Source organism: Mucilaginibacter sp. Bleaf8 (assembly GCF_018390515.1).
Taxonomy (GTDB): Bacteria; Bacteroidota; Bacteroidia; order Sphingobacteriales; family Sphingobacteriaceae; genus Mucilaginibacter.
In genome coordinates this window covers 448,240-467,875 of sequence record NZ_JAHBBK010000003.1, presented here as the reverse complement: position 1 = coordinate 467,875, position 19,636 = coordinate 448,240, and the positions used below count along the sequence as shown (strand labels likewise).

Below are 19,636 nucleotides of genomic sequence, written 5' to 3'. Positions count from 1 at the left end.
CAATTGCGTGTTTAAACTTTTATGGTACTTGGTTGTCATAATATCAAAATTCACAAATAAGATGAAAAAGATATTATTAGCCGCTGCCCTTTTTGTAAGCGCCCTGGCATTCGAAAAACCTGCAAATGCACAAGTAAGCTTAAACATTAATATTGGCAGCCAGCCCGAGTGGGGACCGGTAGGATATGATCGTGCTGATTATTATTACATGCCCGATATTGATACTTATTACTCTGTACCAACCCATGAGTTTGTGTACTTAAATGGTAACCGCTGGGTACGCACCAATAACTTACCATCGCGTTACAGCAATTACAACCTGTACAACAGCTACAAGGTGGTAATTAATGACCGCAACCCTTGGGAGCGTAATGATGTTTACCGTACCCGTTACGCTAAATACAGGGGCAACCATAACCAGGTGATTATACGCGACAGCCGCGATGCAAAATATAAGAACTATTGGAAAGGTAACAACGGCAACCACAACGGATGGAAAAAAGATAAAGGCCGCGGTAATGGTCATGGCAATGGCCGCGGTAACGGACACGGACATGGAAAAGGTCACTAATTGATAAATGATGAAATAAACAGAAAAGCCGCTTTATAAGCGGCTTTTCTGTTTATTGTTGATTACTGTCTTTTCTTACATCCCACCAAAGGTGACGCCCATGTTGGTAAACATAAACGCCCACTTATCCGTTTCCTGCCCGATGATTTGTGCCGTAGAACGGCCGGCACCATGGCCTGCATTGGTTTCGATGCGAATCAGTACCGGGGCAGGGCCTTTTTGATACTCCTGCAAGCGTGCGGCAAACTTAAATGAGTGTGCCGGTACTACCCGGTCGTCATGATCGGCAGTGGTAACCAGGGTGGCGGGGTATTCGGCTGGCTTGAGGGCATGGTAAGGCGAGTAGTGGTACAGGTACTGGAACATCTGCTCGCCATCTTGCGCAGTACCGTAATCATAAGCCCAGCCGGCACCAGCCGTAAACTGGTTATAGCGCAGCATATCCAGCACACCCACCGCAGGGAAAGCCACTTTACACAGTTCGGGTCGTTGCGTGATGGTTGCGCCCACCAGCAGGCCGCCGTTGGAGCCACCGGCAACAGCCAGGTAATCTTTCGAGGTATATTTATGGCTGATGAGGTATTCGGCTGCGGCAATAAAATCATCAAACACGTTTTGTTTGCGCAGTTTAGTACCGGCCTTATGCCAGGTTTCCCCATACTCGCCGCCACCGCGCAGATTGGGTACAGCATAAATGCCGCCCTGCTCCAGTAAAATAATATTTGAGGTACTGAAAGCCGGTGTAAGGCTCACGCCAAAACCACCGTAACCATACAGCAATGTTGGGTTGTGCCCATTAAGTACCGTCCCTTTTTTGTAGGTGATAATCATGGGGATGCTGGTGCCATCCTTGGATTTGTAAAACACCTGCTTTGACTCATACAGCTCCGGGTTAAACTGCACACCCGACTTTTTATACACTTCTGATTTACCCGTGCCTATATTATACTTAAATATGGTTGAGGGGTAGGTATAAGAAGTAAACGTATAGTACAGCTCCTGCTCCTCCTTTTTGGCCTTAAAGCCTGATGCTGTGCCTACGGTGGGCAGCTCAACCGTATGCTCCAGCTTACCGTTCATGTTATACTGCTGTACAAAGGCGGTGGCATCTTTCAGGTACTGGGCAAACAGCTTGCCGCCGGCGGTAGTAACCTGCAGCACGTTTTTATTTTGTGCAATCAGGTCTTTCCAGGTACCGGTGCGGGGGTTGGATACATCGGTAGTTACCAGTCGGTAGTTGGGTGCATACAGGTTGGTGTGGATGTACAGGCGACTGCCCTCGTTGGCTACCACCTCGTGCTCATTGTCAAAGTTATCAACGATGTTAACGATTTGACTGCCGGGCTGCGTGAGGTCTTGTATGTAGAGCTCGTTGCCGGTGGTGGAGTTGGCGGCCGATATCACCAGAAAACGTTCATCCTCGGTGAGGTGAGCGCCTACGTAGCGGCGCGGCGTTTGCTCGCCGCCGAATATCAGCACATCCTGGCTTTGCGGTGTACCCAGCTTATGGAAATACAGTTTATGATGCTGGGTAAGGCCAGATAGCTGGCTGCCCTCTTTGGGCTTGTCATAACTGCTGTAGTAAAAACCTTCGTTGCCGCGCCAGGCCAGGCCCGAAAACTTCACATCGTTCAGCACATCGCCCACCTGGGTTTTATCCTGGGTGTGCAGCACGGTTACGCTGGTCCAGTCGGAGCCGCCGGCTGAGGTTTGGTAGGCGGCCAGGCTGCCATCTTTGCTAAACTCAATACCCGCCAGCGAGGTGGTACCATCTTTCGAGAACTGGTTAGGATCCAGAAACACCTCGGCCTGGCCACCGTCGGTTTGGCGGTATAGCACGGCCTGGCTCTGCAGCCCGTCGTTCTTGTAAAAATAGGTATAGCGGCCCTCGCGGAAAGGTGCGCTGTAGCGCTCGTAGTTCCACAAGGTTTCGAGGCGCTTGCGGATGGCTTCGCGGAAAGGGATTTGTTGCAGATAACCCTGCGTTACCTTGTTTTGCTCTATTACCCAGGCCTTGGTATCGGCGGCCTGATCATTTTCGAGCCAGCGGTATGGGTCGGGCACTTCGGTACCGAAGTAGGTATCGGATACGTTTCCTTTTTGCGTTTGCGGATAAGCGGCGGGTTTAATATTCATACGTTGTGCGTAGCTATGGCTGCAAAGTAAAGCAGCCGGTAGCAATAAACAGCTGATCTTTTTCATTGTGTTACCTTATTTAACGGTTTTATAAAACCACATGGTACAGGCAAGCTGCTAATTAACTTACTTTCAGGCAAAGTACAAAATCGGGGGTATGGTTGACTGCTGCCCATGCTACTTTCAGGCTGAATTTGTTTCAGAAACAGGTGTACCACTTTTGAAGTGGTACAAAGCGGAACAAACCGGTACACAGCGGAACAGGTGGTACACTTTGGTACACCCAAAACGCCGTTTACAGCACGCAGAGGCCGCTCAAAAAAAAGTGGTACACCCTGGAACACCCGGAACACTTTGGTACAGGTATTTATACTCGTGACACGTTTGTGTCAGTACTTTTGCTCCACACATGCTATGCCTCGGGGCGATGGCAAGGTAGCCGTCACTTCGCTATATCACTGCCTGAAACGGGCTGATTGAACTGGCGCTCGCCATAACAGCTATGAGTGTTAATCGCCTACTGACACACCGTTGTCACCATATTTGCCGCCCCTGCCGCTTATCTTTAATGCCGTAAACACGCCCGTTTATCAATCCCATTATTTTTCTTTTTCGACACTATTTTTTCATGACCTTTCGTACTTACCTGGCGGAGCCCTCGGCCGAGCGGCCTGCCGAAATTGAACTGATACGCCAGATGGCACGACACCCTAAACCTGCCGCAGCTACGGTACAGCCGTATGTAGACCCTAAAAGCGCTTTTATTATGCAACCAGCCAATGCTTGGCTGGATACCGCACCCAAGGGCGGCGCGCGACGACTGTTTGGCGGCTTTTGGTTTGAGCACGAGCTGTGCATTTTGTTTGCCGATACCAATGTGGGCAAATCCATACTGGCGGTGCAAATAGGGCAAAGCATCAGTTCGGGGCAGCCCATGGAGCCGTTTGAACTGCAGGTGCCGGCGCAGGATGTGCTTTATTTTGATTTTGAACTGAGCCAGCGCCAGTTTGAGCAGCGCTACAGCCTGGACGGGCGCGACCGTTACCGCTTTAGCGACCGCTTTTACCGCGTGGTGCCCAACCCCGGCTGCGTGCGCACCCAAAGCTTTGCCAGCTACCACGAATTTGTAAGCAACGGATTGGAAAACCTGCTGATTACCAGCAAAGCCCGCGTTTTGATTGTAGATAACCTGAGCTGCCTGCGCACCGGTACCGAAGCCGCCGCTGCCGCCCTGCAACTCATGAAACACCTGCAAACCCTGCGCGCACGGTATGGACTATCCATCCTGGTGCTGGCCCATACGCCCAAGCGCAACCCGGCCCGGCCTATTACCCGTAATGATTTGCAGGGCAGCAAAGTGCTCATCAACTTTTGCGACAGCGCCTTTGCCATTGGCGAAAGCCAAACCCAGCCCGGCCTGCGCTACCTCAAGCAAATCAAACAGCGCAGCGCGCCCGAGCAGTACGGTGCCGCACAGGTATGCTTATGCCGCATCCTGAAACAATATAATTATTTATGTTTTGATTTTATGGGCCATGCCCACGAGAGCGAACACCTGCAAGCCTATACCCAGCAGCACCGCCAAGCCATACAGCAAAAAATAGCCGAACTGCACCAACTGGGCCTCAGCTACCGCCAAATCAGCAAACGCCTCGGCATTCCGGTTACCAATATTGCACGGGTATTGAAGCGGGTGGATGGTGAAGGGGATAGTTAAAATTAAAGGTTTTCGCAAGCCTTATGCTTATGGTATATGATGACGGGTTATTTTATGATGCCCAAAAGCGGGACAATCATAGGGAGCGTGAGAAATAAAAATTCTTAAAATATGTAAGAACTTTCGTATCTACTCTTTTTTTGAAAATATTTTGACATATCTTTATCTGAAACCTAATTATCATGATTACCAATATAAACAGACTTAAAAGCTTTGGTATATTTCAAGACTATAAACCTGCGAAAGATTTGCATTCTTTCGAAAAGTTCAACTTATTCTATGGGTGGAACGGAAGTGGAAAGAGTACATTGACTAAATTGTTTTTATCTCTTACAGATAAGAAAACTCACCATCATTTTGAAGATGCAGAATACAGTGTATTAGCAAGCACTTGTCCCGAAATAACTCATAAAAATGTATCATCAAATAACATTAACATTCGAGTATTTAACAAAGACTTTATCGAAAGGAATGTAAATTTTGAACAATCAAAAGCAAATAGCATACTTATATTATCAGAGGAAAAGAAAGACGAGCTTCTAAAATATAAAGAAGCTTTAACTACCCTAAATCTTAAAGAAGAAAGTTACGCTTCTGCGAAATCCCAATACGAAAAACAAAGTGAGGACTTAAAAAAAAGCTTAACTAAGTGGGCATTTAACGTTAAAAAGTCATTTGAACTAATAGAAACCTCTAACACATACTACTTAAATTATGATAGGACTAAAATATCAACCTTTATTAGAAACAATGCTACAAGCATAAGCAAAACATCAATTTTGGCTGTAGATAAGGTTAAAGAATTAAAAAATATAATTAAGCCCAATCGAAAACCAAACATTCAGTTAGAACAATATAAACTTATTGAGATCAAAGAACTCATTTTCAAGGCTGATATCTTAAAAAATATCTTATCACAAAGTATATATTCAAAACAAATTAAGAGGCTTGTAGAAACCCCTGAATTGAATTCTTGGATTGAGAAAGGTTTAGATCTACATCGTTTAAGTGAAAATAGCAATTGCGAGTTCTGTCAACAGCCGTTAAGTAAAGAGCGTATTAAAGAACTGAATGACCATTTTAGTCAAAGTTATAAAAGTATGATGGAGGCTTTGAAGGGCCTTCAGAATTATGTAAATACAGTATTAGAAAAAGTAAATATAAACTTCACGGAGTCTCTAGAGTTATACGAAGAATTTCAAGAAAGCTATATTAATTCTAAGAGCGTACATTTAAATAATATTCAAAAATGCCATGATATGCTCTTATCTATTATTGAGGTGGTTGACAGAAAATTGCATAATCCATTTGATGTAATAGAATTTGAGTATGATCAATTAAGCAGTGTTTTTGAGTGCTTGAATACTAGCTTAATATTAATGAGTGATTTTGTTGAAAAGCACAATTTGAAAAATCAAAGCTTCGATGAAATAGTAAAAAAGGCACAATATCAATTAGAGCTACATTTTGTCAGTGAGCAACTAATGAAAGATAATTATTCATCTTTAGAAAGCATGATCAAAAAAGTGCTACAAGAAAGGGATGAACTATTTAATGAACTGAGACTAATTAAAGAAGATGTATATAAATTTGAAAATGCCCTTTTAAATGAAGCAATCGGTGCAGAAAAGTTCAACAAGAGCTTAGCTAAATTTTTAGGCAGAAGTGATATTGCTCTTCAATTTGATAAAAGCTTGAAGGGTTATAAGTTAATCCGCGGAGAAAAGACAGCTCCAGCAAACAATTTAAGCGAGGGTGAAAAGACGGCTATTGCATTTGTTTATTTTATATCCAAATTAAAAGAGAATGGAAATCAGATTGATAAAACAATCATTGTCGTAGATGATCCTATCTCTAGTTTTGATAGCAACCACCTTTTCCATTCATATGCTTACCTCAAAATGGAATGTGAAAAAGCAGAACAGTTATTTATATTAACACATAACTTTCAATATTTTAAGCTGGTTAGAGATTGGCTTATTAAAAAGAATGAGACGAATTGGGTCAACAATTTAAAAGTCGAAAAAATTAAATCAAGATTTTATTCAGTAGAATGTTCAAATGCATTGAATAGACAATCAGTTATTAAAAATGCTAACAATACATTGATCAAATTTAATTCTGAGTATCACTATGTGTTCCATAAACTTAATGAACTTAAAGAGTTGTCTGATTTAGATATAGAAAAAGCATTTCTTATATCTAACCTATCACGGAAACTATTAGAGGCATTCTTAACATTCAAGTTTCCGAAAGGACGAAATGACTTTAATCAGCTCTTACAAGCTGGTTGCTCAAAATCTGTAAGCCACGAGAAGGTATATAGATTTATTAATAAATATTCACATAACCAACAAATCGATTTCCATGACACTCCGATTGATAATTTATTAGGAGAAGGAAATAACATAATAAATGATGTATTTAAGATACTAGAAGATTTAGATGAAATTCATTTTAAAGAAATGAGAGATTTAGTTTCCATCTAAAAGACCTCTATTATTAGGTCGCTTCGGCAAGCGTCCCGCTTGCAGGCATCATGCGAAATAAATAAACCAAGCCAACCCAACATGCGAGGCACTTATGGATTGGCTTAGACGAGGATACAGATTCATTGTGCCGCTACTGCAATGCTTGCGTGCGCTTAAACTTCGGCACGCGGCGCTTAAAGGGCAGGCCGTCAACATAAAAAGTAGCTATGGCGTTGGCAAAGTAGGGCAGCAATTCGCCATCATTGCTTAATACAATAACTGTTACACCGGCTTGCGGTATACGCACTACATCGCCCAAAGCCGGGCCGCCGCTATGCCCCCCTATCAGTATACCTTTAGGCTTGCCCACGCCCCATCCAATACGGCTAAAATCAGACAACTTGCCGTTTACAGTGTCTTGTGCGTAGGCATACTGCATTTCTACAGCTGCCGGAAACAGCACCTGCTTATCCATCGCAACAGCCCAGTTGGCCATATCTGTTATGGAGGCAAAATAGCCGCCGGCGGTATACGTATATTGCGGATAGAAAAATTTGTAGGGCGTAAGCTGCCCATCCTTTACATAATAAGTGGTTGCTTTTTGAGGCACTACGTCGGTTTCCATCCAGTCGCTCACTAACCGTTCGCGGTCAAAGGCACCATCGGCCATGTGCATAGGGCCGGTAATTTCATCTTTTACAATCTGGGGGTACGGCTTATTGTATATTTTTTCGTAGATGTAAAGCAGAACGGTATAGTCGCCGCTGGCATAGGTCTGCCGCGTACCATACGGAAAAGCCAATGCAGAATCCTTAAGCGCTTTAATTACCTGCGATAGTGGCGCATATCTGTTTTGCTTAAACACCTTAATACCACTGGTATGGTTAAAAAGGTGCCTTACCTTTAACCCTTGCCAGGCTGCGGGTACGCTGTCAATATACCGGCTTACTTCATCGTCGAGGTGCAGCTTGTTATTATAAATACTTTTCATGGCCAGCGTGGTGGCCAGCAGCTTACTGGTTGACGCGATTTGGAAATTAGTATGTGCGCTTACTGGCTGTTGCCAGTCTAAATTTGCTTTACCATAGGCAGACAACTTGAGTATTTTACCGTTTTTAACGATGGCCACCGCCAGCCCTGGTATATGTAGCGAATCAACCGTAGCACGGATAAAATTTTCGGCAACGGTATTTTGCTTATTGATATTCTGTGCTGGCACACTGCCACATGCCAGCATTAAAAGCAGGATAAGGATTAACTTGTACATGAATTTTAAGATTTTTACTTGACTCATTTGATTGCAGCGCTGCAAATCATGGTGCAATAGTAAAATACAGAAAGTGCTTTTGAAGACAGTACAGGCCCTTTTTAAGGGCGAAGTGTAGTGCTTTTATGGGTAAAGCGTATCAGGCTACCGCCATACGCAGCCATTCTTTCAGTTCGGGGGCCTTGGCGCGGCTTACGGTTATCGCGGTGGGTAATTCCGGGCAGGGCTTGAGTATTAATTTCAGCTTGCCGTTTTCTATCCTTTCGGTACCGGTTATCATGTCGCGGTGCAAAATATACTGCCGGTTGGCTCTGAAGAAAAGGTGTGCAGGCAAAATAGAGACCATTTCCTGCAACGTTTTCTCAATCAAAAAAGTCTCGTTACTATCCGTGTATATTTTCGAGAAGTCATCGAAAGTGGTGCAGTATTGTATGGTTAAAGCATCCACAAAAATGTTTTTATTACCCAGCTTAATGGCTAATTTCTTGTCGTGCGCAAAAACCGGGGCGATAGCAGGCGCAGTAGCAGCCGGCATTTTTTGCGCCTGCAGATAAGCCGACCATTGCAGCATGTACATGGTAATGTATATACCATTCTGTATCAAAATCCAAAAGGCATAAACCCATATATGATGGGTGTATACCGCCTGCGGTACCGAACGCTTGTACAAATAATTTTCGGCAAGCCAGGTAATAGCCAACAGCAACCCACAGGTAAGCAGCAGCGTAAATACCAGCTGAAGAACTATTCTTTTCAAAAAACCCTGCTGAAAAGAATAACGTTCGTCCAGTTTCTGTATAAGCCTGCGCATGGCAAGCCAGCAAACGGCAACCACTACCGTATCCTCAGCCAGAGACCGGAAAAAGCCTGCAGATAAAAACGTATGTGGGTGTGCTATGTATAAGTTAACGGTATTCATTACCAGAATAAGTACCGGCAACAGTACCCGATCCTGATATTTTACCTTAAATCCTTTTTCCATAATGCAGCTACGCTAAGCAATTGAAAACCGGCTTGAAAATAACATTTTAAGCCGGTTTTTACATTAGGTGTGTATAGATGTTAAAACAGGTATTTTTATCAGCGCCTACAGTATTTAACCATCCCGAAAATTGATTTTATACCTATTTATATAATTACTTACCTTATTGTTAATAATAGGCTGTATCTTTATACTAAATGGTAACACAGAAGGTTAAACCCGGACAAAGAAATCAGTTAACTACAGCGTTGCACCAACTAACAGACCGCTTTCTGAAAAGCGATGACAAAATTGAACGCAACCGGCTGCTTACTTCCATGACCCGCATTATTGAACAACTCCGCAGCCTGCGTCCGCGTAAAACGGTAAAAGTAAGCGTGGAGAGTTTGTAAAAGCTTTTATTAATCTTTTCATCACCACAAAAAGTTTCCGGTAAGGCCACCTATCTGGCCGCATGTTATACCACCAAGCTGCCGATCTGTGCTTTTTATCCGTAAAACTGGCCTGAGTATTCAGCTTGCCGGCAATTTGGCGGTATAGCATTTAATTAGCATAAGCAGCGGCCTGCCGCATCTAAAACCGGTTTGCACAACCCGGTAAACGTCATTTTTTCTTACTGAAAAACAGTTTGTTAAGTACTGCACGCCTAACAAACATGCGCTTTTTATTAAACCATCCGGCACAGAAAGTATCAGATAGGTATAATTAGTTACTTAAAAGAACACGATTATGAAAAAGATGATTTTTGTTTTGAGCTTAATTACAGGTATACTGTTTACCAATATAATCAACGCCGATGCACAGCGTCGCATGAGTTCACAAGCTAAAGGTGCCTTAATTGGCGGTGCCGGTGGTGCCTTACTGGGTGCCGTTGTTGGCCACGATTTGAAAAGCGCTTTAATTGGCGGTGCTATTGGTGCCGGTGGTGGTTACATTATCGGTAACGAGCACCGCATGAACAAGAACAAAAGATACGCGGCTTACCACAGGGGCTACTCAAACGGTTACTATACCCGCAACCGCGATGTAAACTACCGTTCAAGAGGCTATGCCCGCAATGTACGTTATGTACGCTACCGTTAAGAGAACTCTTTTCCGAGCCATGAGTAGTTCCCGCTTTTTAAGGCAGTGGTTCCCGCCAAACGGGGCCCTGCTTTAAAGGCGGGATTTTTTATTGGCTTACGGTGCCTTGATATAAATGCTTAGACTTTATTACCAACGCTCACTGCCGATACCACACCGGCACGGCGATGGGTAGTTTTTTTGCTGAAGTAACACTTGCCAACCAGCAGTACCAGGCCCAGCACCAGCAAAGCCTTAAGCCAGAATTTTATGATCTTAAAAAATAGCAGTATAACCACTATAGCGCATACAACTGCGGTAAGCCAAAAAGTAGAACCTGTTTGAATTGCTAAAAGCATCATATTCAATTATAAAATGGGTTGCAATATACTCAGAATATTGCAGGTAACAGGCAGACACCGTCTTCTGCGTTTTGATTCATAAGCGATTAATAAAACCGATAACGGGCAGAGCCACTAAAATACAGACTGATAAATAAAACAGTTTATCTTCTTTCCGAAAAAGAACAAAGCCTAAAAGCAATATGATTAATCCCACACTTGGAAAAAACACAAAAACCTCCTGATACATGACGGCCTCTCCAAAGTATAACCGGTTACCTGTATCTGCGGTTTTGCACATGGCCTCATATTGATTTGACATTTTGAAAGTATTAAACCACAAAAGGGCATACACCAGCAAACCAATGAAGGTGACACGATGCTTTTTTAACTGTTGCAATAACGGCTGCATTATTATAAATCAAAATTTGGCTGTTGCTAATTGATTCGCCTGTTCAATAAAAGTAACCCATAAAACGTCAATCCCCCCTACTGCTTTCACCAATTTCGTTGCAAAAACGTTATTTTTGAAACCACATGACCGCCCGTACCAAGATATACTTTGCATCCGATTTTCATTTAGGCGCTTTAGGCCATGCCAGCAGCCGCGAACGCGAAGACCGCCTGGTGCGCTGGCTCGACAGCATCAAGCACGATGCTGCTGAGTTGTTTTTGGTTGGCGATATCTTTGATTTCTGGTTTGAATACAGCTCGGTAGTGCCCAAAGGCTATATCCGCTTTTTAGGCAAACTGGCTGAGCTGGTTGACGCCGGCATCAAGCTGTATATGTTTAGGGGCAACCATGATATGTGGATGTTCAATTACTTTGAGCAGGAACTTGGCGCTACCATCATCAGCAATGAGCTTACCCTGGAGCGACAGGGCAAAAAGCTGTTCATTCATCACGGCGACGGCTTAGGCCCCGGCGATGCTAAATATAAAATGCTTAAAAAGCTGTTCCGCAACCGCTTTTTGCAATGGATGCTGGCACGTGTACATCCTAATTTTACCTTTGGCCTGGCCAACCGCTGGTCGCAACACAGCCGCGTTGCCAATGCGGCACCAAAAGAGCAAAAACTGTTCGAGAACGAGTGGCTGGTAACCTTTGCCCGCGAAACCCTGCAAACCCAGCATTACGATTACCTTATTTTTGGTCACCGCCATATTCCGCTGGTGATACCGCTGCAAAACAACAGTGAGTACATTAATCTGGGCGAGTGGATCCATTATAATTCATTTGCCGTTATGGAGAATGGGAAGGTTGATTTGTTGTATTTTGAGCCTAAAGGTTAAGCTTAAATTTTTACTGGTTTGCTAATCGTATTATACTTCCTTTAGTTGGAATTAACTTTCTATCGTTGTTTTAACTTCTTTCAGTCCGCTCATTGCCGCGGAGGCTACTTACTTTGTCATAGCCACAAAGTAAGCAAAAGGCCTAGCTTTCACAATCCCTGCCAACGCTAAAGGCCATACGCCCGGCCGGGTGCGAAAGCAGCCCCACGCTCGTTGAAGGAGCGAGGGTTGAGAAGCGAAGAGCAAGCCGGATAAAAAACGTATTATCTAAATAATAAGCCTTGTTTCCTGGCTCTAACAAACCGTCATTTCCCGGCTTCGGGTGAAAGGCGGGCGGCACATGTTGGCCTTGTGCGGAGGCAAAGGCCTTTTAGCTTTTGCAGAAGCGCAGGGCAATGAGCGAAATCAAGGGCAAAAAGCTAAACAACCGTGGTGCTGCCCGCCTTTGCAGCGCAATGGCCTGTGCGGCAAAGAAGCATGTGGAGATGACTAGGCCTTTTTGTTTCTTTTGTGGCTATGACAAAAGAAATAGCCCCTGCGGCAATGAGCAGACTAACGCTCATATAGCAAAGACTGACAATAAGAGGTGAAACAGAAGTCTATGACCTTACTTTAAGATCAAACACAGTAGAAACTACCGCTTAGTATTTTACAATTCATACATATTCACCCATCTACTGCTTTGGCTGTGGGTTGTATCTTTGCGGCATGGCGCCAACTTTGTATAGTCCGTTTAACCGGATGAATTTTAGCAACCGCAACTGTTTTTTAACCGGTGAGGCATTATCGTCCGAAGAAGAAAAGATACAGGTTTTTCCGGCATGGCTGATGAGCCGCTATAACCTGGCCGACCAGCCTTTTAAACTGCTTGACGAAAGCTATACTACTTACAAAGACTTAAAGCTGCCCTGTGCCGCTACCACTAATAACCAGTATATAAGCCCGTTAGAGGCTGCTGTAGAACAAGCTTTTACACAAGGTTATGAGGCCGTTAAAGCGCTGGATCCGCTGCTGCTGTTTCAGTGGGCGGGCAAGTTACTGTACGGCATTATTTTTAATGAAATACAGGCCGGTATTCGCCAGCAGCATGCCCAGGGCGAAAGCTTCACGATATCGCAGGCGCTGAGCCACAAATTCAGCCACTTGCATTTAATGTTGCAGAGCCTGAACCTGCCGCTGATATTTGATGAGTTTATGCCTTACAGCGTTTTTGTTTACAAAGTAAATAATGCCGAGAATGATTTTGGCTACCGTGACGAGATCAATACCCTTACCTTCTCGCTACGCCTTAATGATTTTGGCATCATTATTTGCCTGCAGGATAACGGCGCCAATGGCCGCTACCACCGCGACTTGTACGAGCAATGGCAAAACCGCACCCTGCACCCCATTCAGTTTGAGGAAATGAACGCACGGGTGTTTTATTCGGCTTTTTTGTTTAATAAACTGCCCGAATACAGTGTACTGCCGGTTGGTAATGATATTTATCTGGAAGCCATGTCATTGCGTGGAACAGGCGGCAAGCCTACATTCGATTTCTGGCAAAATAAAACCTACGGCCAGGTACTCGAAAACTTCTGGAAAAAGTGGGGATTCGTTTTGTTCGAGATCATCAAAAACCCGGAAGAACCCATGAGCTATTTGTTTAAGCCGGATGGAAGCATAATGGAACCAGAAGAAATTGACCTGCCGCTATAACATACGCTTGATAAGAAGATCTTTTGAACCTATCAGCCATTATTGCAGGCAATAAGTTTTATAATCCAGCTCCGCAAATCCAAAAGCCCTCCCTACCGGGGAGGGTTTGGGTGGGGCTATCCCAAAATCTCTTTAATATCTTCGGCCGAAAGCGATTTAATAAAGCTTTCTTCGGTAGTAATCAGTGAGCGGGCTACGCTCAGTTTGCGTTGCTGCAGGGCCAGTATCTTTTCTTCCACGGTATCCTTGCTGATGAATTTATAGATGAACACCGTTTTGGTTTGCCCGATGCGGTGCGAACGGTCAATGGCCTGCTGCTCCACGGCCGGGTTCCACCACGGGTCGAGGATGAACACATAATCGGCCTCGGTTAAGTTAAGGCCCACGCCGCCGGCTTTTATGGAGATAAGGAAAACCTGCATCCGGCTATCTTTTTGAAAGCGCGTTACCACCTCACCACGGTTTTGTGTGCTGCCATCCAGGTAACTGTAAGGTATGCCCTGCTTTTCAAAATACTTGCGGTAAATATCCAGCTGCTTTACAAACTGCGAAAAGATGAGCACTTTGTGTCCCCCTTCAAGCACGTTGGCCAGCGTATGTACCACGTTCTCGAATTTGCCCGAGTCGCCTTCGTAGCTTTCATCAATCATGTACGGGTGATTGGCAATTTGGCGCAGCTTCATCAGCCCCTGCAGCACCTGTATCTGGCTTTGGGCAAAAGTGCCGTCTTCCAGGCTTTGCAACAATTCGTTGCGGTATTCCGACTTGATTTTTTCGTATACATTAGCCTGCTCATCACTCATCGGGCAGTATAACAGCTGCTCAATTTTAGGCGGCAGCTCGGTGGCTACCTGCTCCTTGGTGCGGCGCAGCACAAAGGGCTTGATAAGGGCTTGCAGTTTGTGCGCCTTATCCTCGTCCTTTTTCTTTTCAATGGGAGTTACAAACTCGTTCAAAAAAAACTGCTGGTTACCCAGTAAACCGGGGTTGATGAATGACATCTGCGTCCACAAATCATTCACCGTATTTTCGACCGGCGTACCGCTCAATATCAGTTTATGACGCGATTTAAGCTGCTTAACCGCCTGGTATGATTTGGATGACGGGTTTTTAATGTTCTGGCTTTCGTCGAGTATGATGTAATCAAAAAAGAAGTTCTTGAACATCTCCACATCAATACGGCTGATGCCGTAGGTGGTAACCACCACATCATAATTACCAAACACATCGGGTGATTTGTAGCGAAATGCGCCCGTATGCACCATCATGCGCAGGGTTGGCGTAAACTTGCGCGCCTCATTGATCCAGTTATAGATCAGCGAGGTAGGCATGATCAGCAGCGATGTGCTTTTGGTACCCAGCGCCTCGGTATCTTCCTTATTTTTTTGCAGCAGCGCCAGGGTTTGAATGGTTTTACCTAAACCCATATCATCGGCCAGGCAGCCGCCAAAGTGGTAGCTCTTTAAAAAATGGAACCAGTTGTAACCGGCCTGTTGGTACGGGCGCAAACTACCGGCAAAGTTTACCGGCGGTGCAACGTCTTCCAGCTCTTCAAAATCGTTCAGCTTTTGCAGCTTGCGGTTAATGGTGATATTAGCCAGCTCGCCCTCGGCCAAATCATTCACCAGGCCAATGTGGTGCTTGCGCAACTTTAAATCTTTATTGCCCTCGGTAAAGTTGAGCAGGTTGCCGTATTGTGCAAACCACTCTTCGGGTATCACGGCAATTTCGCCAGATGGCAGCACAAACTCTTTTTTACGATTCAGGATGTGATTGCGCAGTTCAATAAAAGGTATCTGGTATGGGCCAAAATGCACAATGGCATGTATATCAAACCAATCATTATTCTCTTTTACCTGCAGGTCTATCTTGCTGCTGCCAAACAGGTAGCGTTTCTGGCCTTCGGGCTGTTCAATATCAAACCCGGCAGCTAACAGCTCTTCATGATGGTCGTTCAGCCACTCGAAGACAGAAAAAGAGCGGTCTGCCTCTTCATCGTTATGCTTTACCTCCAGGTTTTGGAACAAGGATGATGAGGTGGTAAGCCCCATGGCTTCCAGTTGTGCCAGCTTGTTCTTTTCCCAGGTTACGGAGCGTTTAATGCGGTGAAAGATGTAATCATCGCCATTGCGCTCAATTTTAACGGAGATCTGCCTGCCATCCCCGTAAGGGAAAACGTAACCGGCATATTTAAAATACAGCTGTAACTGCGATACACCGGCCTCTACATAAATGGGTTTTACAACCGGTACAGCCTCGTATTTTTCGGTATTGATGGTAAAGCCCTCGGCATGCACGTGGTACTTTTCGATAAGCGGCGCCACAAACTTTTCAAAATACGACGGCTCGGAGCTGCGCGGAATGGCAATGTAGCGCTTGTTTAAAAACGGCTGCAGCTTTTTACCTTCCAGGTCGCGGTCAAAGTAATATAACTTATCCTCAACCATCAGCCAGGCCGGGCGGTTACAGATTATTTCGGCATCGCGGAACATAAATTCCACCTTTTGCCCCTGGTATTTGATGGTAGGATAATAGCGTACCTCGGTTTCGTTACGTTTAAAGTGAAACAGTACCGTGGCAGCCTCATCAGCCAAACTTAATTCACGACCGGCCGGATAGCCCTCCTTGCTCATGAGGTAGATTTTTTTATCGCTCATCATGCCAAGCGCCTCAGCCATTCTCTTTTCAATCTTGGGGCGTATTACCTCATAAAGCTGGTCGTTGAATATCTTGCTGAAAAACTCGTACGGGCGTACCGGCTTCTTGTAGTACTTTTTGATGATGTTGCCTTGCTCAATATCCTCCAGCAGCTTAATAAGCTTTAGGTCGGTTTCATCAATGCAGTTGCCAAACTCGCTGGCCGTATTCGAAAACAAACGCTGATGCGTAAGCGAAAACTCGCCATTTGGGTTGAGCTGAACAATGTGAGGCTCAATCAAATAAGACAAGTACTCGTGGCGGGCAAGCGAGTAAATTAGTTGGCAAGGCTTGGTACTATCAACGCGTAGCATAACTCCGGCGAAAAATTTTTGGAAGCTACAAGAGCAAAAATTTCAAACGTAAACAGAAATTATAATAAATAAAAGCGCAGATGGCCAAATGTTGAAAAATTAACCTTTTGTTAACGACAGGAATATCCCTGTAGGATGCGACCATATTTAGTTTAAATGCTTAAGCTGAACAATTATTTGATATACAGGCTGGTACCACTGTTACAATTTGCTATTACTATGCGTATAGCTAATACTCACTATTAACCTTTAACAGAATTATAAACCTTTAAACCCGAAATGATTATGATGACCTTCATCAACACAACTAAAGGAAAGCTATGTGGCTTACTGGTACTTGTATTGCTATTAAGCGCCTGCAAAAAAGACGCTCTTAAAGTAGACGAAGAAAAGCATTATGAGCAGGTCAATGCATCGCCTTCTACCGACCCGATTATAGGTTCGGCAATAAGTCTTACCTTAAAACCCGACGGTGTTGGTGATATTGTTCCGGGAGGCGACATCAGGTGGAACGCAACCTATAAAATAAGTGGCAAGAAATTAACAGTAGCTGTTAAAGATATTGATCACAAGTTTGAGTTCACCATAATTTCTGATGATGAGATACACGGCGAGAATGGCGAGATACTGAAGCGGAGCTATAACTGATAGTAATTGTGCGGTAACTGTTGACAAGGAATTGCGCCTTGTTATATTTGCTGCAAAGCCCCTTCATGAAAAAACTCATACCGCTTATATTGGCTGCCTGTACCGCCTACCAGGCCAACGCGCAGCAAACTCCTTTTGAAAAAGATAAAAACTATACCGCTACCTATGCTGAGGTAATGGCTTATTACCCTAAGCTGGCCGGGCAATATCCCAAACAACTGCGCTTGTTCAATTATGGCAGCACGGATGTAGGCAAGCCCTTAACGCTGGCCGTACTTTCCAGAGACGGGGTGTTTGACCCGGCGCAGATCAAGAAACAAAACAAGCGGGTTATCCTCATCAACAACGGCATACACCCCGGCGAACCCGAGGGTATTGATGCCAGCATGATGCTGATATGCGATCTGCTGAAAAAGAACCAGCTACCTAAGGATGTGGTGGTTTGCTTTATTGCGGTTTATAACATTGATGGTAGCTTAAACCGCGGCGTATCGCGCATTAGCCAGAACGGGCCGCGGGCCTATGGTTTCAGGGGCAATTACCGCAACCTGGACCTGAACCGTGATTTTATTAAAGGCGATAGTCGCAATGCTTTGGCCTTTATGCAGATACTGAACACCTGGCAACCCGAAGTTTTTCTGGATAACCATACCAGCGATGGTGCCGATTACCAGTATGTGATGACGCTCATTGAAACACAAAAAGACAAGCAGCAACCCCTGCTGGCCAACTATACTTCCAAAACCCTATCGCCGGAACTGTATAAACGGATGGCGGCCAGTGGTTACGAAATGATCCCCTATGTGGAAAGCGAAAAGGCTACGCCCGATTCGGGCATTGTTGCTTTTCTAGAAACGCCGCGGTTTTCATCCGGTTATACGGCGCAACGCAACATCATCAGTTACATTACCGAAAATCACATGCTGAAACCGTATGATAAGCGTGTGTGGAGCACGTACTACTTTATGCAGCACCTGATTGCTATTTGCCAGCGCGATGCCCAAAAGATAGGCGACCTGAAACACCAAGCCGATGCCCAGGTGCAGCAGCAAAAAACCTTTGCCCTCAACTGGGACCTGGATGAAAAGAAGTTTGACATGATCTCGTTTAAAGGATATGAGGCCGGTTACAAACCCAGCGATATCAGCGGACTGAACCGCTTATATTATGACCGTACCAAGCCTTACACTAAAAACATTAAGTACTACAACACCTATAAGGCCACCGCCTTTGCCGATAAGCCTGCAGCTTACATCATACCGCAGGCCTGGGGCAAAGTAATTGAGCTGTTTAAGCTAAACAAGGTAGCCATGCACCGACTGAAGCATGATACTACCCTAAACCTGCAGATGTACTACATCACCGATTATAAAACCAGCCCGCGCCCTTATGAGGGGCACTACCTGCACAGCAGCGTAAAGCTGAACCCGGTTGATAGCCAAGTAAAGTTTTACGAAGGCGATTATGTAGTGTACACCAACCAGCCCGTTAACCGCTATATTGTGGAAACGCTGGAACCGCAGGGCGTAGACTCCTTTTTTGCATGGGGCTTTTTCGATTCGTACCTGGGCCAAAAGGAGCATTACTCCGACTATGTATTTGAGGATATTGCCGCTGCCTACCTGAAACAGCACCCCGAATTGCAAAAGCAACTGGAGGCAGAAAAGACTAAAAACCCTCAACTGGCAAAAAGTGCCGGCGCGCAACTGGAATATGTGTACCGCCACTCAGAATACTTTGAAAAAACTTACCTTCGTTACCCGGTAGGCCGCTTGCTTACTGATAAAAAACTGGATTTTCAATAATGGAAGAATTTTTAGTAGGCGCACCGGTAGCCTCGGTGATTTTCGTGATAACCATCATTTCGTCGCTGTTCGCTTTTTCGAGCGAGAATGTTTATTCGCAGATGATTTTGCACCCTTATAGTGTAGCCCGTGGCAAGCGGGTATGGACGCTGATTACCAGCGGCCTTATTCACGGCGACTGGGCGCATTTGATTTTTAATATGTTCTCTTTCTTCTTTTTTGCCTTCCAGCTGGAAGAAGTACTGGGCCACTGGCAGTTTGCCCTGCTCTATATCGGCAGTTTAATTTTGAGCGACCTGCCCTCGGTAACCAAGCATAAGGAAGATTACCGTTATCATAGCCTCGGCGCATCGGGAGCCATTAGTGCGGTGGTATTCGGCGCTATCCTTTTCAGCCCTAAATCACTGATCCAGATATTTCCAATACCTTTCGAAATACCGGCTTATATCTACGGGCCGCTTTACCTGGTGTACTGCGTATACGCCTCGCGCCAAAACCGCGACAACATTAACCACGACGCCCACTTTTACGGCGCATTGAGCGGTATCATGTTCACCCTGTTTCTATACCCGGGCGTTATAACTATCTTTTTGGAGCAGATGGGTTTGCGGTAAGCTGTGATTGAGTTAGGCTT

The 19,636-nt window shown here is 44.9% G+C and carries 17 protein-coding genes; 11 read left to right on the top strand and 6 right to left on the bottom strand.

The genetic code is table 11. The features are described 5' to 3' along the window. Window positions 1-61: 61 nt before the first annotated feature. Window positions 62-571, top strand: a complete 510-nt coding sequence (locus KHS38_RS15535) for a hypothetical protein (protein WP_213489461.1) — start codon at window positions 62-64, stop codon at window positions 569-571. 75 nt (window positions 572-646) lie between these two features. Here the strand turns inward: KHS38_RS15535 and KHS38_RS15530 are convergent, their stop codons facing one another. Then, complete coding sequence (locus KHS38_RS15530) at window positions 647-2,707, bottom strand: prolyl oligopeptidase family serine peptidase (protein ID WP_502887937.1); 2,061 nt, start codon at window positions 2,705-2,707, stop codon at window positions 647-649. A 225-nt stretch (window positions 2,708-2,932) separates the two neighbouring features. Here KHS38_RS15530 and KHS38_RS15525 point away from each other — a divergent pair, with 225 nt between their 5' ends. From KHS38_RS15525 to KHS38_RS15515, 3 genes are all read left to right on the top strand, one after another. Next, window positions 2,933-3,187 carry a hypothetical protein gene (locus tag KHS38_RS15525; RefSeq protein WP_213489459.1) on the top strand — a complete coding sequence of 85 codons (255 nt, stop codon included), beginning with the start codon at window positions 2,933-2,935 and terminating at the stop codon, window positions 3,185-3,187. A gap of 148 nt (window positions 3,188-3,335) precedes the next feature. Next, window positions 3,336-4,424 carry an AAA family ATPase gene (locus KHS38_RS15520; RefSeq protein ID WP_213489458.1) on the top strand — a complete coding sequence of 363 codons (1,089 nt, stop codon included), beginning with the start codon at window positions 3,336-3,338 and terminating at the stop codon, window positions 4,422-4,424. 182 nt (window positions 4,425-4,606) lie between these two features. Next, window positions 4,607-6,913: an AAA family ATPase gene (locus KHS38_RS15515; RefSeq protein ID WP_213489457.1), complete on the top strand. Its 2,307-nt coding sequence runs from the start codon at window positions 4,607-4,609 to the stop codon at window positions 6,911-6,913. Between the two features lie 133 nt (window positions 6,914-7,046). Here KHS38_RS15515 and KHS38_RS15510 read toward each other — a convergent pair whose 3' ends face one another. Together KHS38_RS15510 and KHS38_RS15505 are read right to left on the bottom strand one after the other, a co-directional pair. Continuing rightward, complete coding sequence (locus KHS38_RS15510) at window positions 7,047-8,162, bottom strand: serine hydrolase domain-containing protein (RefSeq protein WP_213489456.1); 1,116 nt, start codon at window positions 8,160-8,162, stop codon at window positions 7,047-7,049. A gap of 139 nt (window positions 8,163-8,301) precedes the next feature. Further along, window positions 8,302-9,144: a LytR/AlgR family response regulator transcription factor gene (locus KHS38_RS15505; RefSeq protein WP_213489455.1), complete on the bottom strand. Its 843-nt coding sequence runs from the start codon at window positions 9,142-9,144 to the stop codon at window positions 8,302-8,304. 197 nt (window positions 9,145-9,341) lie between these two features. Between KHS38_RS15505 and KHS38_RS15500 the strand changes: the two genes are divergently transcribed. Together KHS38_RS15500 and KHS38_RS15495 are read left to right on the top strand one after the other, a co-directional pair. Beyond that, window positions 9,342-9,536 (top strand): hypothetical protein, encoded by a 195-nt coding sequence (locus KHS38_RS15500; protein WP_213489454.1) that lies wholly within the window; start codon window positions 9,342-9,344, stop codon window positions 9,534-9,536. A 337-nt stretch (window positions 9,537-9,873) separates the two neighbouring features. After that, window positions 9,874-10,227, top strand: a complete 354-nt coding sequence (locus KHS38_RS15495; protein ID WP_213489453.1) for a YMGG-like glycine zipper-containing protein — start codon at window positions 9,874-9,876, stop codon at window positions 10,225-10,227. A 119-nt stretch (window positions 10,228-10,346) separates the two neighbouring features. Here KHS38_RS15495 and KHS38_RS15490 read toward each other — a convergent pair whose 3' ends face one another. Then, on the bottom strand, window positions 10,347-10,568 hold the full coding sequence (locus tag KHS38_RS15490; RefSeq protein ID WP_213489452.1) for a hypothetical protein: 222 nt from the start codon (window positions 10,566-10,568) through the stop codon (window positions 10,347-10,349). Between the two features lie 76 nt (window positions 10,569-10,644). Then, the gene (locus KHS38_RS15485; protein ID WP_213489451.1) at window positions 10,645-10,959 is read right to left on the bottom strand and encodes a hypothetical protein; all 315 of its coding nucleotides are present in this window, start codon (window positions 10,957-10,959) and stop codon (window positions 10,645-10,647) included. Between the two features lie 125 nt (window positions 10,960-11,084). Between KHS38_RS15485 and KHS38_RS15480 the strand changes: the two genes are divergently transcribed. Next, complete coding sequence (locus KHS38_RS15480; protein ID WP_213489450.1) at window positions 11,085-11,840, top strand: UDP-2,3-diacylglucosamine diphosphatase; 756 nt, start codon at window positions 11,085-11,087, stop codon at window positions 11,838-11,840. Between the two features lie 708 nt (window positions 11,841-12,548). After that, a complete protein-coding gene (locus KHS38_RS15475; protein ID WP_213489449.1) occupies window positions 12,549-13,538 on the top strand; it encodes a hypothetical protein in 990 nt (329 codons plus the stop codon). A 116-nt stretch (window positions 13,539-13,654) separates the two neighbouring features. Here the strand turns inward: KHS38_RS15475 and KHS38_RS15470 are convergent, their stop codons facing one another. Continuing rightward, on the bottom strand, window positions 13,655-16,549 hold the full coding sequence (locus KHS38_RS15470; RefSeq protein WP_213489448.1) for a DEAD/DEAH box helicase: 2,895 nt from the start codon (window positions 16,547-16,549) through the stop codon (window positions 13,655-13,657). A 285-nt stretch (window positions 16,550-16,834) separates the two neighbouring features. Here KHS38_RS15470 and KHS38_RS15465 point away from each other — a divergent pair, with 285 nt between their 5' ends. The 3 genes from KHS38_RS15465 (at window position 16,835) to KHS38_RS15455 (ending at window position 19,616) form a co-directional block, all read left to right on the top strand. Then, a complete protein-coding gene (locus KHS38_RS15465; protein ID WP_213489447.1) occupies window positions 16,835-17,197 on the top strand; it encodes a hypothetical protein in 363 nt (120 codons plus the stop codon). A 65-nt stretch (window positions 17,198-17,262) separates the two neighbouring features. After that, window positions 17,263-19,002, top strand: coding sequence for a M14 family zinc carboxypeptidase (locus KHS38_RS15460; RefSeq protein WP_213489446.1), 1,740 nt, complete (start codon window positions 17,263-17,265; stop codon window positions 19,000-19,002). Beyond that, window positions 19,002-19,616, top strand: a complete 615-nt coding sequence (locus KHS38_RS15455; protein WP_213489445.1) for a rhomboid family intramembrane serine protease — start codon at window positions 19,002-19,004, stop codon at window positions 19,614-19,616. The genes KHS38_RS15460 and KHS38_RS15455 overlap by 1 nt, the downstream gene beginning before the upstream one ends. The last annotated feature ends 20 nt before the right edge of the window (window positions 19,617-19,636 follow it).

What these genes read in the sequence shown, in the direction of transcription:
- KHS38_RS15470 (WP_213489448.1), bottom strand. Translation starts at nt 16,549, where the DNA reads ATGCTACGCGTTGATAGTACCAAGCCTTGCCAACTAATTTACTCGCTT.
- KHS38_RS15510 (WP_213489456.1), bottom strand. Translation starts at nt 8,162, where the DNA reads ATGTACAAGTTAATCCTTATCCTGCTTTTAATGCTGGCATGTGGCAGT.
- KHS38_RS15500 (WP_213489454.1), top strand. Translation starts at nt 9,342, where the DNA reads ATGGTAACACAGAAGGTTAAACCCGGACAAAGAAATCAGTTAACTACA.
- KHS38_RS15485 (WP_213489451.1), bottom strand. Translation starts at nt 10,959, where the DNA reads ATGCAGCCGTTATTGCAACAGTTAAAAAAGCATCGTGTCACCTTCATT.
- KHS38_RS15480 (WP_213489450.1), top strand. Translation starts at nt 11,085, where the DNA reads ATGACCGCCCGTACCAAGATATACTTTGCATCCGATTTTCATTTAGGC.
- KHS38_RS15535 (WP_213489461.1), top strand. Translation starts at nt 62, where the DNA reads ATGAAAAAGATATTATTAGCCGCTGCCCTTTTTGTAAGCGCCCTGGCA.
- KHS38_RS15475 (WP_213489449.1), top strand. Translation starts at nt 12,549, where the DNA reads ATGGCGCCAACTTTGTATAGTCCGTTTAACCGGATGAATTTTAGCAAC.
- KHS38_RS15515 (WP_213489457.1), top strand. Translation starts at nt 4,607, where the DNA reads ATGATTACCAATATAAACAGACTTAAAAGCTTTGGTATATTTCAAGAC.
- KHS38_RS15490 (WP_213489452.1), bottom strand. Translation starts at nt 10,568, where the DNA reads ATGATGCTTTTAGCAATTCAAACAGGTTCTACTTTTTGGCTTACCGCA.
- KHS38_RS15495 (WP_213489453.1), top strand. Translation starts at nt 9,874, where the DNA reads ATGAAAAAGATGATTTTTGTTTTGAGCTTAATTACAGGTATACTGTTT.
- KHS38_RS15505 (WP_213489455.1), bottom strand. Translation starts at nt 9,144, where the DNA reads ATGGAAAAAGGATTTAAGGTAAAATATCAGGATCGGGTACTGTTGCCG.
- KHS38_RS15465 (WP_213489447.1), top strand. Translation starts at nt 16,835, where the DNA reads ATGATGACCTTCATCAACACAACTAAAGGAAAGCTATGTGGCTTACTG.
- KHS38_RS15530 (WP_502887937.1), bottom strand. Translation starts at nt 2,707, where the DNA reads ATGAATATTAAACCCGCCGCTTATCCGCAAACGCAAAAAGGAAACGTA.
- KHS38_RS15520 (WP_213489458.1), top strand. Translation starts at nt 3,336, where the DNA reads ATGACCTTTCGTACTTACCTGGCGGAGCCCTCGGCCGAGCGGCCTGCC.
- KHS38_RS15455 (WP_213489445.1), top strand. Translation starts at nt 19,002, where the DNA reads ATGGAAGAATTTTTAGTAGGCGCACCGGTAGCCTCGGTGATTTTCGTG.
- KHS38_RS15460 (WP_213489446.1), top strand. Translation starts at nt 17,263, where the DNA reads ATGAAAAAACTCATACCGCTTATATTGGCTGCCTGTACCGCCTACCAG.